The sequence below is a fragment of the Streptococcus sp. C150 genome (assembly GCF_000187445.1).
GTDB lineage: Bacteria > Bacillota > Bacilli > Lactobacillales > Streptococcaceae > Streptococcus > Streptococcus raffinosi.
Map to the genome: position 1 here is coordinate 66952 of NZ_GL698451.1, position 13409 is coordinate 80360.

14 protein-coding genes, 1 tRNA gene and 1 other RNA gene are annotated in these 13409 nt (G+C 38.2%); 8 read left to right on the top strand and 8 right to left on the bottom strand.

The genetic code is table 11. The features are described from left to right. The 8 genes from HMPREF0848_RS08760 to rpmB form a co-directional block, all read right to left on the bottom strand. A complete protein-coding gene (locus HMPREF0848_RS08760) occupies positions 1-501 on the bottom strand; it encodes a GNAT family N-acetyltransferase (RefSeq protein ID WP_002887489.1) in 501 nt (166 codons plus the stop codon). Position 502: 1 nt separating this feature from the next. Then, entirely contained in the window at positions 503-634 is a 132-nt protein-coding gene (locus HMPREF0848_RS10950; protein ID WP_021146612.1) for a hypothetical protein, read from the bottom strand. A gap of 89 nt (positions 635-723) precedes the next feature. Next, a complete protein-coding gene (gene nrdD / locus HMPREF0848_RS08765) occupies positions 724-2928 on the bottom strand; it encodes an anaerobic ribonucleoside-triphosphate reductase (RefSeq protein ID WP_008536047.1) in 2205 nt (734 codons plus the stop codon). A gap of 98 nt (positions 2929-3026) precedes the next feature. After that, positions 3027-4676 carry a hypothetical protein gene (locus HMPREF0848_RS08770; RefSeq protein ID WP_008536048.1) on the bottom strand — a complete coding sequence of 550 codons (1650 nt, stop codon included), beginning with the start codon at positions 4674-4676 and terminating at the stop codon, positions 3027-3029. A gap of 292 nt (positions 4677-4968) precedes the next feature. Beyond that, positions 4969-5274 carry a DUF1292 domain-containing protein gene (locus HMPREF0848_RS08775; protein ID WP_002887079.1) on the bottom strand — a complete coding sequence of 102 codons (306 nt, stop codon included), beginning with the start codon at positions 5272-5274 and terminating at the stop codon, positions 4969-4971. Positions 5275-5380: 106 nt separating this feature from the next. Continuing rightward, positions 5381-5800, bottom strand: coding sequence for a Holliday junction resolvase RuvX (gene ruvX, locus HMPREF0848_RS08780; protein WP_008536052.1), 420 nt, complete (start codon positions 5798-5800; stop codon positions 5381-5383). Further along, positions 5800-6066 carry an IreB family regulatory phosphoprotein gene (locus tag HMPREF0848_RS08785; RefSeq protein ID WP_002885737.1) on the bottom strand — a complete coding sequence of 89 codons (267 nt, stop codon included), beginning with the start codon at positions 6064-6066 and terminating at the stop codon, positions 5800-5802. Before HMPREF0848_RS08785 ends, ruvX begins: the two co-directional genes overlap by 1 nt. A gap of 125 nt (positions 6067-6191) precedes the next feature. Further along, positions 6192-6380: a 50S ribosomal protein L28 gene (gene rpmB, locus HMPREF0848_RS08790; RefSeq protein ID WP_008536053.1), complete on the bottom strand. Its 189-nt coding sequence runs from the start codon at positions 6378-6380 to the stop codon at positions 6192-6194. A 167-nt stretch (positions 6381-6547) separates the two neighbouring features. On the opposite strand from rpmB, the gene HMPREF0848_RS08795 reads away from it, so the two are divergent. The 8 genes from HMPREF0848_RS08795 to HMPREF0848_RS08825 all read left to right on the top strand — a co-directional run bounded on the left by HMPREF0848_RS08795 (position 6548) and on the right by HMPREF0848_RS08825 (position 13328). After that, entirely contained in the window at positions 6548-7816 is a 1269-nt protein-coding gene (locus HMPREF0848_RS08795) for a replication-associated recombination protein A (RefSeq protein WP_008536054.1), read from the top strand. Between the two features lie 90 nt (positions 7817-7906). Further along, positions 7907-8102: non-coding RNA, 6S RNA (ssrS, locus tag HMPREF0848_RS10530), on the top strand. Next, positions 8103-8175 (top strand) — tRNA-Lys (locus tag HMPREF0848_RS08800). Between the two features lie 138 nt (positions 8176-8313). Beyond that, entirely contained in the window at positions 8314-8820 is a 507-nt protein-coding gene (locus HMPREF0848_RS08805; RefSeq protein ID WP_008536055.1) for a DNA topology modulation protein, read from the top strand. 264 nt (positions 8821-9084) lie between these two features. Beyond that, positions 9085-10377, top strand: coding sequence for an adenylosuccinate synthase (locus tag HMPREF0848_RS08810; protein ID WP_008536056.1), 1293 nt, complete (start codon positions 9085-9087; stop codon positions 10375-10377). A 274-nt stretch (positions 10378-10651) separates the two neighbouring features. Further along, a complete protein-coding gene (locus HMPREF0848_RS08815; protein ID WP_008536057.1) occupies positions 10652-11086 on the top strand; it encodes a low molecular weight protein-tyrosine-phosphatase in 435 nt (144 codons plus the stop codon). After that, positions 11083-11508, top strand: a complete 426-nt coding sequence (locus tag HMPREF0848_RS08820; RefSeq protein ID WP_002887499.1) for a membrane protein — start codon at positions 11083-11085, stop codon at positions 11506-11508. The genes HMPREF0848_RS08815 and HMPREF0848_RS08820 overlap by 4 nt, the downstream gene beginning before the upstream one ends. Further along, positions 11505-13328, top strand: a complete 1824-nt coding sequence (locus tag HMPREF0848_RS08825) for an acyltransferase family protein (protein WP_008536058.1) — start codon at positions 11505-11507, stop codon at positions 13326-13328. Before HMPREF0848_RS08820 ends, HMPREF0848_RS08825 begins: the two co-directional genes overlap by 4 nt. Positions 13329-13409: the final 81 nt, after the last annotated feature.

Sequence of the window (13409 nt, forward strand, 5' to 3'; positions counted from 1 at the left end):
CTACTCCAAATCTATCCAATAGCGCTCAGTTTCATTGTGAATATTCTCCAACTGACCACCATTGGCTAAGATAACAGCACGACTAGCAAAATTTTCGATATTACAGGTTATTAGAGCTCTAGTAATATTCTTTTTCTTGGCCATTTGCAAGCCTTGGCGGAGAGATTCTTTAGCATATCCCTTACCTCTTTCAGACGGACGGATAGAGTAGCCAATATGACCACCTTTTTCTAGTAAGTAGTCATTTAATCGGAGACGGAGGTTGAGAAAGCCAAGAGCATGACCTACTTCGTTGAAGCTAACCAGCTGGATAGCAGGAACCCAATTTTCAGGAATATTGAGTCCTGCTTCTGCCTGAAAATTTTCTTCTAGCCACTCTTCATAAATAAAGTTGTCTGCATTCCAAAATCCACCGTCATGGGCAGAATGCTCTCTTTCAAATTCATCCATCATTTCTAAGATAGCTTCTTTATCTGCTTGACTTGGTCGGCGTAAAATCATCTTATTTCTTCTTTCCAGCTTTTTTCAAAAGAGCCTGGACACGTGCTTTTTTATTATTTTTGACGGTTGCATTTTTTTCGTGGTAACGTTCCACTTGCTGCATACCTTTATAATCTAATTGATATTTTCCCATGCTATTCCTTTCTAAAAATGAAATAAGCAAAGCAGTTGGAGGGTATCGTCCAGCTGCTTCTAGTTTGTGATAACATCTCCTATGATATGTTAGATATGTTTTCCTTCATATTTTATAGTTGAGCCATTCATATGTTTGACTCGGGCTGAGATTTCTTTGTGGCGTCCTTTAACCATTGGGCGTGCCTGTGGATTTCCTAAATAACCACATGTGCGTTTTACGACATCAACTGTTTTAGGATCTGTATTGCCACAGTTAGGGCACATGAATCCACGTTCTGTTGGAGTGAAATCCCCTTCAAAGTCACACTTGTAGCATTTATCAATTGGAGTATTAGTACCAAGATAGCCGACACGGTCGTAGGCAAAATCCCAGACAGCTTCAAGTGCTTTAGGGTTTTGTTGGAGGACTGGATATTCACAATAATGGATGAATCCACCAGTTGCCCCAGCTTCTGGGTAATCTTTCTCAAATTCCAACTTTTCAAATGGTGTTGGATTTTTACGAACATCGTAGTGGAAGGAGTTGGTGTAATATTCTTTATCTGTAATATCACTGACAATACCAAATTTTTCAGTATCCAGGCGACAGAAACGATCAGTCAAACTTTCTGATGGTGTTGAATAAACAGAGAAATGATAATCATATTCGTCCGACCAATTTTCACAAGCATTTTTCATAGCTTTAACGATAGCTAAAGTAAATGCCTTGGCTTCTGAATTAGTTTCCCAATCGCTACCATAAAAAACAGATGCTACTTCATAAAGTCCAATGTAACCAAGTGATACGGTTGCACGGCGATGTTTGAAAAGTTGGTCGACACTGTCGCATTTACCTAGACGCTGACCAAAAGCACCATACTGATAAAGGATAGGTGCATTGGCAGGTGTAGCTTCTTTGGCACGTTCAACTCGATAGACGAGAGCATCTTTGGCAATTCCCATTCGTTCCTCAAAGATTTCCCAGAACTTTTTCTTCTCACCCTTAGACTCTAAAGCGATTCTAGGAAGATTAAGGGTTACAACACCAAGGTTCATTCGTCCAGAGTTAACTTCAACACCATTTTCATCCTTCCACCCTTGTAGGAAAGAACGACATCCCATAGGAGCCTTGAAGGAACCTGTCAATTCAATAATTTTATCGTATGAAAGCACATCTGGATACATTCGCTTGGTCGCACATTCAAGAGCTAACTGTTTGATATCATAGTTAGGTGACTCAGGTTCCAAGTTAAGTCCACGTTTCAGGGTGAAAATAAGCTTAGGGAAAATCGCTGTACGATGTTCTGACCCAAGTCCTAAAATACGAACTTGTAGAATAGCTTTTTGAATTTCACGCTCAAACCAGTTGGTTCCCAAACCAAAACCGAGAGAGGTAAAGGGAGTTTGTCCATTCGATGTGAAAAGGGTATTAATCTCATATTCAAGAGATTGCATGGCATCATAGATATCTTTACGCGTTTTAGCACGTGCATAATCTTCTCGTTTATCTTCAGCAACCCAAACCTCAGCATCGGCCAAGTGCTTCTTATAATTTAATTGAGCATATGGAGCTAAAAACTCATCAATACGGTCCGCTGTACAGCCACCATACTGACTAGAGGCGACATTTGCGATGATTTGTGAAATTTGTGCAGTTGCAGTTTGAATGGACTTGGGACTTTCAACTTCCGCATTACCAATTTTAAACCCATTTGCCAACATGCCTTTGAAGTCAATCAAACAACAGTTGGTCATAGGTGTGTAAGGACTATAGTCTAAATCGTGGAAGTGGATGTCTCCTTTTTGATGGGCATTTGCTACATGTGAAGGAAGCATCTTAAGGCCTACAGATTTTCCAACAATTCCTGCGGTTAAATCACGTTGTGTATTGTATAAGTCGCTGTCTTTATTGGCATTTTCGTGGACAACAGCTTGGTCTTTATTGACGAGTTTGTTAATGGTGAAATTGATGTCAGTGGCCTGAGAACGCTCAAAATCACGTTTGGTACGATAGTTAATATATTCTTGAGCGATAGCATATTCGTTGGCTGAGAGCAACTCGTGCTCTACAATGCTCTGAATTTCATATATCTTGACATTTTGAGAAAAGCGATCATTGATTTCAGCCACAATACGATTGGCAATACTCTCCAATTTAACCTCAATTAGAGGTGTAACAGGTGTAATAGCATCACTAGCTTTGAGAATAGCTTCATATATCTTACTTGAATCAAAGGCAACCATACGTCCATCACGTTTGATGACTTTGATATCGGGGTTGACAGTAACCTTTTCTTTTTCTAATGTTATCATCTAAAATTCACCTCGCTACTAATTATAGCACTAGGCAGAAAAAAATCAATATATTGTGGTATATTTTTATTCCAACCACTATATATTGATTTTTTGAGTTATTTTAGAACATAAAGAGTATATCGTTCAATCCCCTTCATAGAAACTTTTTTATAGTTCTTAGAAAGCGTTGATTTAACATCGGAAGGTAAGCGAGTGTTTTCTTGGACAACGATATATTGTGCAGAATCTTGGATAAGTGTATCTGAGATAGCTTTTTTATGGCTAGATTTTGCTGTATTGAGTTCTGGAAGAACAAATTGTGAAGCTGATTTACGACCACTATCCAAATAAATTTTTGCTGTAGAATCATAGACGTAGATGGTTTCGTCTTTCTTAGTTTTTTTAACGATATAATTTGCGACAGTACTGCGTTCAGCATTATTTTCTAAATTAAATAGGAACATGATGATTGGCATAGCAAAAGCAAATGCAAAGACTAGTAGTGGTAAGAAATAGTTTCGACTGAGGAAAATACCAAAAACTTTAAGTGCATGAATCTGGCTAACATTACGACGTCTGTGAGAGGTGCGTTCAGCTCTTTTTTTAGTAGCATCATCTAACGAAAGCGCAGTCAGAACAAGGCCATAAGGTACTATGTTGAGAATACTGTAAAGACCAAAGCTTCGAGAAAATAAGCTGTAAACTACTGTAAAGACAAAACTAATGAGCAGTACCCATTTGATACTTTTATCTTTAGCTTCACCAAGAAGATGATTACCTGTAGTTACGGCACCAATAAGTAGTCCAGATCCTAGAACGGCAAAGATTTGATAAACTAGGGTTAACAGATAGTCGTTATTTTCTACAGCAAGATGTGTAAAGCTGTAGATCAACACTTGGTTGATATAGTCTGATGTAATCTGTAAATTTAAAATAAAGTAAAGGCATAGATACAGTACCAGAATATTACCAAAAATTATACAGAGGACTTGGTAAAAACCACGGAAAAAGTGCTTGTTGACAAGGTTGTAAACGAAAATTGTCACTAGTGACAATATCCAAAAAATGAGTGTTCGCGCTTCAAAGAAGGCTCCAGCAGTGCCAGCCAATCCGTAAAGAATAAAAGCTTCATCACGACTGTGACCAGCAAAGTAACGGGTCAAGAAGAAAATGGCTCCAAGGACAAATGGCATTGCGAATTGGATAGGGTAGAGGCCGCCAAAACCAAGCGTTCCATTAATTACGAAGAAAATAAAGCTAATGAAAGTAGCAATTTCCTTCTTACTTGTCATGTGCATGACAGTCTTGTAAAGAAAACTACCAGAAAGATAGTAGGTAAGAAACTGTATGGGAATTAGCCAAAGTGTTGATCCCAAGCGAAAAGCTAAGGAAACTAAGAAATAATAGAAGAAGCCACCCGTTGTAAAAAAGTCAGAGTAAGGTAGGCTGCCATTGGCAAACATCTTTGCAATGTAAAGGTTTTGGGACTGCATACTATTTGCAAAGTCTGTAAAGCAAGGCACTGAGATGCTAAAAATGCTCAAGATCAGACTAAGAATGAGAATGTGACTCTTATGCTTCCATGGAATCGCAGTTATAGGGGCTTTATCTTTCAGAGAAGAACTCGATTCATTTGTATGCCCTTGAATTGCTACTTCAATTTTCTCATCTTGTTTCTCATCATTTGCATGAGATTGATGGTGGCTTCGATGGTAGCCCTGATAGCTACCCGATTGTAAAGTATTGTCTTCGCTATATTGACTCACAATTAGACTCCTTTATTGTTATTTGGAAAGTTATGAATAAAAGGAAATAATCCCCTGATTGTCTTATTTCCAGTATATCAGATAATACTATTTAGTCAATTTCTCTCTAATTTCTTAAATTAAATTAATAATTACTAAAAAAGGATTGAGAACAAAATCTCAATCCTTTCTCTCCTAGTAACTGATGTGATTTCACCTGCATAGTTATAGTTGTCAAACCCTCAGTCAACTTGATAGAAGTTAGACAATGAACAAAATTGGTAAAATAATTCAGTATGTTCGTCAATACTTTTTAATTCTCATCAATGAAGCTATTGAAGACTTCTTCAATCATATCCCATTCAGCATCTGAGTCTTCAGGGATTGGTTGAAGGTCACCTTCGGTACCATCTTCATTTTCAGTGAAAGAATAAGCTTGAATTTCAATCTCTCCGTTAGCATCTTCTTCTGCACCGGCTGGTACCAAAAGAACATAGTTTTTTCCGAATTCTTCACGTCCATCAATAGTTAACAAGATTTCAAAAAGAGTTTCATTTCCTTGTTCGTCTACTAAGGTAATAACTTCATGGTCATGGTTATGATCGTGATTGTGTGACATATTGTTCTCCTTATTGAAGCAAGAGCCAAATAGTTAGGTAAAGCTAATATACTCGACAATGAGTTTACTAGACTGGCATTGGACTATCGGACTCTATTGTAGTTTCTTAAAACATTCGATCGAGGTAGTTTTGCAGGATAAGTTGGGCGGCTAATTTATCAATAACTTTTTTGCGTTTACCACGGCTGACATCTGCTTGCTCAACCAGCATACGTTCTGCTTGAACAGTTGTTAAGCGCTCATCTTGGTAATCTACAGGAATTCCAAAGATTTCCTTAATTTTGTTACCATAAGCTTTGCTTGCCTCGACACGAGGGCCTTCAGTATTATTCATATTTTTTGGAAGACCAACGACAAACTTGTCTACTTTATACTCTTTAACGAGTTCACCGAGGCGGTCGAAACCAAACTCTTCAGCTTCTTCGTCAATTTTGATAATTTCGACGCCTTGGGCTGTAAAACCGAGAGGATCACTAATAGCAACCCCCACTGTTTTTGAGCCAACATCAAGTCCCATTACTCGCATTAGAGGTCAATTCCATTTCCTTTAAGATAATAGCGAACGAGTTCTTCAACGATTTCATCACGTTCGTATTTACGAATCTGGTTACGGGCGTCATTATAACGCGGAACATAAGCAGGGTCACCGCTCAGAACATAACCGACGATTTGGTTGATAGGATTATAACCTTTCTCTGCCAACGAACGGTAGACATTTGTCAAAGTATTACTGATTTCATCTTTGCTACCGTCGTCGAGGTTGAAACGAACAGTTTCATCTGTAAATCCCATACTGACACCTTCTTTCTATAAGAATTATCTGTTAGTTCTTTATTATAACATAAGTCTACTCAAAAGGGAAAGACAATGAACAAAAAAGAGATGACTGGAGTCATCCCTCTTAATATCTAATAAGATTAAACGCGTTCAACTTTACCAGATTTAAGTGCACGAGCTGAAGCCCAAACTTTTTTAGGTTTACCATCAACAAGGATAGTAACTTTTTGAAGGTTAGGTTTAACGGCACGTTTAGTTTTGTTCATAGCGTGTGAACGGTTGTTTGCAGAAACAGTTTTACGTCCTGTAAAGTAACATACTTTAGCCATTTCGTGTTTTCCTCCTAGGTAGAATTTATTACGGATGTGCTAGCACCACATACCAAGACATTCTATCATAAGAAACTAGGTTTGACAAGAACAATTTATAATTTCTTTTTAGGAAAAAATAGTATATGCTTATTATAATGAAAAGACAACCCTAAAGAGGAGAAAAAATGCCAGATAATCTTGCACTACGTATGCGCCCACGCACAATTTCGGAAGTGATAGGTCAAAAGCATTTAGTTGGTAAAGGAAAAATCATTCGCCGTATGGTAGAGGCAAACATGCTGTCCTCAATGATTCTTTATGGGCCACCGGGAATTGGAAAAACCTCAATAGCCAGTGCCATTGCAGGAACAACAAAATTTGCTTTTAGAACCTTTAATGCAACTGTTGATAGCAAGAAACGGCTGCAGGAAATTGCAGAAGAAGCTAAGTTTTCAGGTGGTTTGGTTCTGCTCCTAGATGAAATCCATCGTTTGGATAAAGCTAAGCAAGATTTTTTATTGCCGTTGTTAGAAAACGGTAAAATTATCATGATTGGGGCTACAACTGAGAATCCATTTTTTTCTGTGACTCCAGCCATTCGTAGTCGGGTACAAATATTTGAATTGGAACCCCTTTCCAATACGGATATTAAGGTAGCTATTCAGGGTGTTTTGGAAGATCGAGAACGTGGGTTTGATTTTGATGTCCAGTTAGATGATGATGCTCTAGATTTCATAGCTACAGCTACCAATGGCGATTTACGTTCGGCCTACAATTCCTTGGACTTGGCGGTTATGTCAACTCAACCTTCAGAAGGTGGGGAGCGCCATGTTACTTTAGATACCGTTGAGAATAGTTTGCAACGTAGTTATATCACCATGGATAAAGATGGTGATGGGCACTATGATGTGCTTTCTGCCTTGCAAAAATCGATTCGAGGCTCTGACGTCAATGCCAGTCTTCATTATGCAGCACGTTTGGTTGAAGCAGGAGACCTTCCAAGCCTAGCACGTCGGTTAACTGTGATTGCTTACGAGGATATTGGTTTAGCTAATCCAGATGCACAGGTTCATACTGTCACAGCCTTGGAAGCTGCGCAGAAAGTAGGCTTTCCGGAGGCACGTATTTTGATTGCAAATGTGGTTATTGACTTAGCTTTATCACCTAAGTCAAATTCGGCCTATGTGGCAATGGACGCTGCGCTGGCAGATCTTAGAAAGTCTGGAAATTTACCGATTCCTCGTCATTTGAGAGATGGACATTATGCAGGAAGTAAGGAACTAGGAAATGCGCAAGATTACAAATATCCACATGCTTATCCCGAAAAGTGGGTTAAGCAACAATACCTTCCAGATAAACTAAGAGACGTCAATTATTTCCAACCGAATGAGACTGGGAAATATGAGAGAGCTCTTGGAGCTAACAAAGAGCGAATCGATAAGCTGTCAAAATAACAAGCGAGATAGGTGCTAACGAAAACGATTGCAAAAAAATTGACTTTTCCTCTTGCAATAATTTTCAAAAGTGGTATCATAGGAGCATAGAAATTGCTGTGGTATACGAATCCACATATAAGTGTTGACCGACTAATTTTTGTATTATCGGGAGACAGAGGTCTATTAACAGTGTGCAGGCTGGCTCACCCAGAAGCAACTTAAGTTAGTAGCGAGTCGCCCACCTGCTTTTTTACGTCGCGGGTTCAATACAAACCGTGGATCATCGGTACCAATACAGCATCCAGCCTCCTTAGCTCAGTTGGTAGAGCAGTGGACTCTTAATCCATGGGTCACAGGTTCGAGCCCTGTAGGGGGCAGCTAAACAATAAGAAAAAGCCTTGAGATTAAGGCTTTTTTGTTTGTCTGAAGCGATTACTTTTCGGTAATGTCTCTGCAAGGTGTACACTTTATGCTATGATATTAGTTAAGGAATGAAATTGAAAAGGAGACAGGTGTTGAAAATAGCAATCATCGGCTATAGTGGTTCTGGAAAGTCGACTTTGGCTAGTTTTTTAGGTCAACATTACAATTGTGATGTACTCCATTTAGATAAAATTCATTTCACATCAAATTGGCAAGAGCGGACAATTGATGAAATGGCTAACGATATATCAAGATTCATGCTACAAAGTGATTGGATTATTGAAGGGAATTACTTGACCTGTCTTTATGAAGAACGCATGAGAGAGGCGGACTGTATTATATATTTCAGCTTTAACAGATTTAATTGTCTCTCTCGGGTTTTCAGGCGATATCTAAAATATAGGGGACATGCACGTCCCAGTATGGCAGAGGACTGTAATGAAAAATTTGACTTTGAGTTTATGAAATGGATTTTATTAGATGGTCGTTCAAATAAATATGTAAAGCAATATAAAGCAGTTATTAAAAAATATCCTGACAAAACAATTGTTATAAAGAATCAAAAGCAGTTGAATCATTATATGAAGCAGATTAATTAATTATTATAACGATTTCCTCATATAAATAGCTGGTAAGTCTATATAAGATGAAAGATTAAAAAGATATAGTAAATCACTAGTTGCAATCTTAGCTGTAACTGTCAGAATATTTTGTAAGAAACGCTTTCAACATTGAACAAAAGGACTTTTTTCTGCTATAATAAACTGTAACGCAAAACTTGTGGGTGAAATTCCCACCGTGAAGTTTTTCAAGAAAGGTGGGGACAGTCTCGTAAAGGTAGAGCTGTCCGTTATCAAAATAATATGACATCAGTAGTTGTTGTAGGTACCCAGTGGGGTGATGAAGGTAAAGGGAAAATAACAGATTTCCTAAGTCAAGATGCCGAAGTGATCGCACGCTATCAAGGTGGAGACAATGCAGGTCACACGATTGTTATCGATGGTAAGAAATTCAAATTGCACTTGATTCCGTCAGGTATTTTCTTCCCAGAAAAAATCTCTGTTATTGGGAATGGTGTAGTGGTCAATCCTAAATCACTTGTCAAAGAGTTGGAATATCTTCATGCGGAAGGTGTGTCAACAGACAGTCTTCGTGTTTCTGATCGTGCGCATGTTATCTTGCCATACCATATTAAACTTGATCAACTGCAAGAAGCTGCTAAGGGTGACAATAAGATTGGTACAACTAATAAAGGCATCGGTCCAGCTTATATGGATAAGGCTGCGCGTGTCGGTATTCGTATTGCAGACCTTTTGGACAAGGAAGTCTTTGCTGAACGTTTGAAGACAAACTTGGCTGAAAAAAATCGTCTCTTTACTAAGATGTATGGGTCTGAAGGACTGTCATTCGATGATATTTTTGAAGAATATTATGCTTACGGCCAACAAATTAAACAATATGTCACGGATACATCTGTTATCTTGAATGATGCTCTTGACGCTGGCAAACGTGTTCTCTTTGAAGGAGCTCAAGGAGTTATGCTTGATATTGACCAGGGAACGTATCCATTTGTAACGTCATCAAACCCAGTTGCGGGGGGTGTTACAATTGGTTCTGGAGTTGGTCCATCTAAAATCAATAAAGTTGTTGGTGTATGTAAGGCCTATACGAGTCGTGTTGGTGACGGACCATTCCCAACTGAATTGTCTGATGGAGTGGGTGAACGCATCCGTGAAGTTGGTCATGAGTATGGAACAACAACTGGACGCCCACGTCGTGTGGGATGGTTTGACTCAGTCGTGATGCGTCATAGCCGTCGTGTATCAGGAATCACAAACCTTAGCTTGAACTGTATTGATGTTTTGTCAGGTCTTGATACGGTGAAAATTTGTGTAGCTTATGATCTTGATGGTAAGCGCATCGATTACTATCCAGCTAGTCTTGAACAATTGAAACGTTGTAAACCAATCTATGAAGAGTTACCAGGTTGGGAAGAAGACATCACAGGTTGCCGTAGCTTAGATGAGCTTCCTGAAAATGCCCGTAATTATGTTCGTCGTGTTGGTGAATTGGTAGGTGTACGTATTTCTACCTTTTCAGTAGGACCAGATCGTGAGCAAACTAATATTCTTGAAAGTGTCTGGTCAAATATTTAATAACACATTAAGGAAGAATCTAGAAAATAGGTTCTTTTTTTCTGAATCTTAAACCTAGTAAAGGCTGACAGAGGCCAGTAATTGTTAGGGAAAGTGCTTGCTAAATTTTCGACAGTAATAAGGAAGAAGTCTTTCTATTTGATTAGTTTTTCGGTATAATATGGGTTGATTAGATGAAAATGAGTGAGCATTTACTTTATTATTTCAAATGCGGACTCTCAATGTGGTAAAATAAGTAACTATATCTCTTAATATCTTTGACAAGAGGTGGATAATGAAGAAGATTGTATTTGTTTGTTTAGGCAACATTTGTCGTAGCCCTATGGCAGAATTTGTGATGAAAGCACTTAATCAAGAGGAAGCTTTGCAGATTGAGAGTCGTGCAACATCTTCATGGGAACATGGAAACCCAGTTCACCAGGGAACGCAAAAAATTTTAAGAAAATATGCGATTTCTTTTGATCCTTCTAAGAGATCACAGCAGATTAATCAGTTAGATTTTGAATCTTTTGATTTAATTTTAGGAATGGATGAGTCAAATGTTGATGATCTTTTACAATTATCTGCGGGACGTTATGATGATAAGATCAAGCTTTTTCGGTCTGGTGGAGTTCCGGACCCGTGGTATACAGGGGACTTTGAAGAAACATACAAATTGGTAATGGAAGGTTGCCAAGATTGGTTACAATGGATTAAGGATAGACAATGAATTTTAAACAATTAAAAGATTTTGATTTTAAAAATATTGATCTTAAAAATATTGAGATTGATCGTAATCAATTTGAACGTATCGCAGTAGGAGTTATTATTCTTTGCGCATTGTCCTTGTTTTTAGTGACTATAAAAACACAGCACTCTATCAAGGTTGATGGGACTAAAATTACCTATAAAGGTCAAATGCAAAACCACCGTTTAAATGGTCAAGGAACTCTGACTTATGATAATGGCGACACCTATACAGGTGAATTTAAGAATGGTTCCTTTAATGGTCAAGGAACATTCAAATCTCACGAGGGTTGGACCTATGTGGGGGAATTCAAATCTGGTCAAGCTGATGGTCAAGGTAAATTGACTACTGAAAATAAAGTTACCTACAAAGGAAAATTTAAACAGGGGATTTTTAAAGGATGAGAATTAACTGGTTTTCTTATATTCGTGTGACAGGACTTCTCTTAGTTCTTGTTTATCATTTCTTCCCAAGTGTTCTTCCTGGGGGGTTCATTGGTGTTGATGTCTTCTTTACTTTCTCGGGGTATCTGATTACAGCTCTTCTTATTGATGAAGTGTCTAGAACGCATCGTATTGATTATCTTGGTTTTATGCGACGTCGTTTTTACCGGATAGTACCACCGCTTGTATTGATGGTTCTTATCTGCACCCCCTTGGCACTCCTAGTTCGAAATGATTTCATAGCAGGTATTGGACGTCAAATCACCTCTGTTCTTGGTTTTGTGACTAACTATTATGAAATTTGGACCGGAGGAAATTATGAGAATCAGTTTAACCAGCATATTTATCTCCATACGTGGAGTCTGGCTATCGAGGTTCACTACTACATTCTCTGGGGAGCTTTGCTCTGGTTCTTAGCTAAGCGTGTCAAGCACCAAAATCAATTTAGAGGGCTAGTTTTCATAGTTTCGCTTACTTGTTTTGCGGTAAGCTTCTTATCAATGTTTATTAGTGCTTTCTTTGTTGATAGCTTTTCTCGTCTCTACTTCTCATCGATTACCCATGCTTATCCTTTCTTTTTAGGTTCGCTTTTTGCGACGCTTTCAGGTGTGCATGAGACGACTGCTAGGTTCAAGAAAAATATTCGCCTTTGGGATCTGAAAAAGACAGTCCTATATATGGTTGGAAGCTTTGCCCTATTATTATTGTTAGGATTAGTACTTCATTTTGAAGAGCGCCTTACCTATTTATTTGGCTTTGCTTTAGCTAGTTTGTTTACATCTGTCATGATTTATTCGGCGCGTATTCTTCATGAAAAGTTACCTGGGAAATCAGAGCCTGCTGTCATTAGTTATTTGGCAGAGATTAGTTATAGTGTTTATCTTTTCCACTGGCCACTTTATATTATCTTTAGTCAATTAACAAATAATCTTGTTGCTGTAATAGTGACCACTATTTTATCAATTGTCTTTGCAACACTTTCCTACTATATAGTAGAGCCATTTATTGCAGGAAGAAAAGCGAATCTTTTTGGTATAGATTTGGATTTGTCTCCTTATCGCAATATTGTGTTTTATGTCTTTAGTGGGCTCACGTTGATTACGGTACTGATTTCGCTCTTTGCACCAGCTGTTGGGAACTTTGAAAAAGATTTACAAGCCAATGGTTTATCGCAAGCTCAGACTAAGATGAAATTAACGCGTGCTAATGCGGAACATAGTCAGGCTACTTCTTTTGGTGTTAATAAGGGAGTGACAATTCTAGGGGATTCTGTTGCGCTTAGGTCGAAGGATCAGATTGAATCGAAAATTGATAACGTCTATATGGATGCAGTTGTCAGCCGTAACTTATCAACAATCAATGATTTGCTTAAGAATTATGCAGATAGTAATGCACTTGCCAAGGATGTTGTTATTGCTGGTGGTGTTAATGAGATTGATGACTATAAAGGGGTTATTAATAAAATGATTAAAAATCTACCTAAAGGCCACCATATCATCTTTGTGACACCATATAATGGTAGTAAGTCTGGAAGTGAAGCTGCATCTTTGGTTCAGTTGCGTAAGTATGAATTGGAGATGGCTAAGAAATACGACTTTGTAACGGTTGCTGATTGGTACCAAGTGGCTAAGGACAATATTTCTATTTGGAATGGCACAGATGGTGTGCATTTTGGCTCCGATAGTGACTCTATTAACCGTGGTGCTAAATTATATACCAATACGATCAAAGAGGCCATTGCCCAAGCTGATAAGTCGCCAGTTAAAGGTGGTAAAAAATGATATAAAGAGAAGGCAGCATCTGTCTTCTTTTTTTTTGATGACAAATTTTGACTGCGTTTTTTGTTTTGTGCTAAAATAAGC

Bases quoted from the DNA above. Each gene is read 5' to 3' on its own strand.
- HMPREF0848_RS08760 (WP_002887489.1), bottom strand. From the start codon at position 501: ATGATTTTACGCCGACCAAGTCAAGCAGATAAAGAAGCTATCTTAGAA.
- HMPREF0848_RS10950 (WP_021146612.1), bottom strand. From the start codon at position 634: ATGGGAAAATATCAATTAGATTATAAAGGTATGCAGCAAGTGGAACGT.
- nrdD (WP_008536047.1), bottom strand. From the start codon at position 2,928: ATGATAACATTAGAAAAAGAAAAGGTTACTGTCAACCCCGATATCAAA.
- HMPREF0848_RS08775 (WP_002887079.1), bottom strand. From the start codon at position 5,274: ATGTCACACAATCACGATCATAACCATGACCATGAAGTTATTACCTTA.
- ruvX (WP_008536052.1), bottom strand. From the start codon at position 5,800: ATGCGAGTAATGGGACTTGATGTTGGCTCAAAAACAGTGGGGGTTGCT.
- HMPREF0848_RS08785 (WP_002885737.1), bottom strand. From the start codon at position 6,066: ATGGGATTTACAGATGAAACTGTTCGTTTCAACCTCGACGACGGTAGC.
- rpmB (WP_008536053.1), bottom strand. From the start codon at position 6,380: ATGGCTAAAGTATGTTACTTTACAGGACGTAAAACTGTTTCTGCAAAC.
- HMPREF0848_RS08795 (WP_008536054.1), top strand. From the start codon at position 6,548: ATGCCAGATAATCTTGCACTACGTATGCGCCCACGCACAATTTCGGAA.
- HMPREF0848_RS08810 (WP_008536056.1), top strand. From the start codon at position 9,085: ATGACATCAGTAGTTGTTGTAGGTACCCAGTGGGGTGATGAAGGTAAA.
- HMPREF0848_RS08815 (WP_008536057.1), top strand. From the start codon at position 10,652: ATGAAGAAGATTGTATTTGTTTGTTTAGGCAACATTTGTCGTAGCCCT.
- HMPREF0848_RS08820 (WP_002887499.1), top strand. From the start codon at position 11,083: ATGAATTTTAAACAATTAAAAGATTTTGATTTTAAAAATATTGATCTT.
- HMPREF0848_RS08825 (WP_008536058.1), top strand. From the start codon at position 11,505: ATGAGAATTAACTGGTTTTCTTATATTCGTGTGACAGGACTTCTCTTA.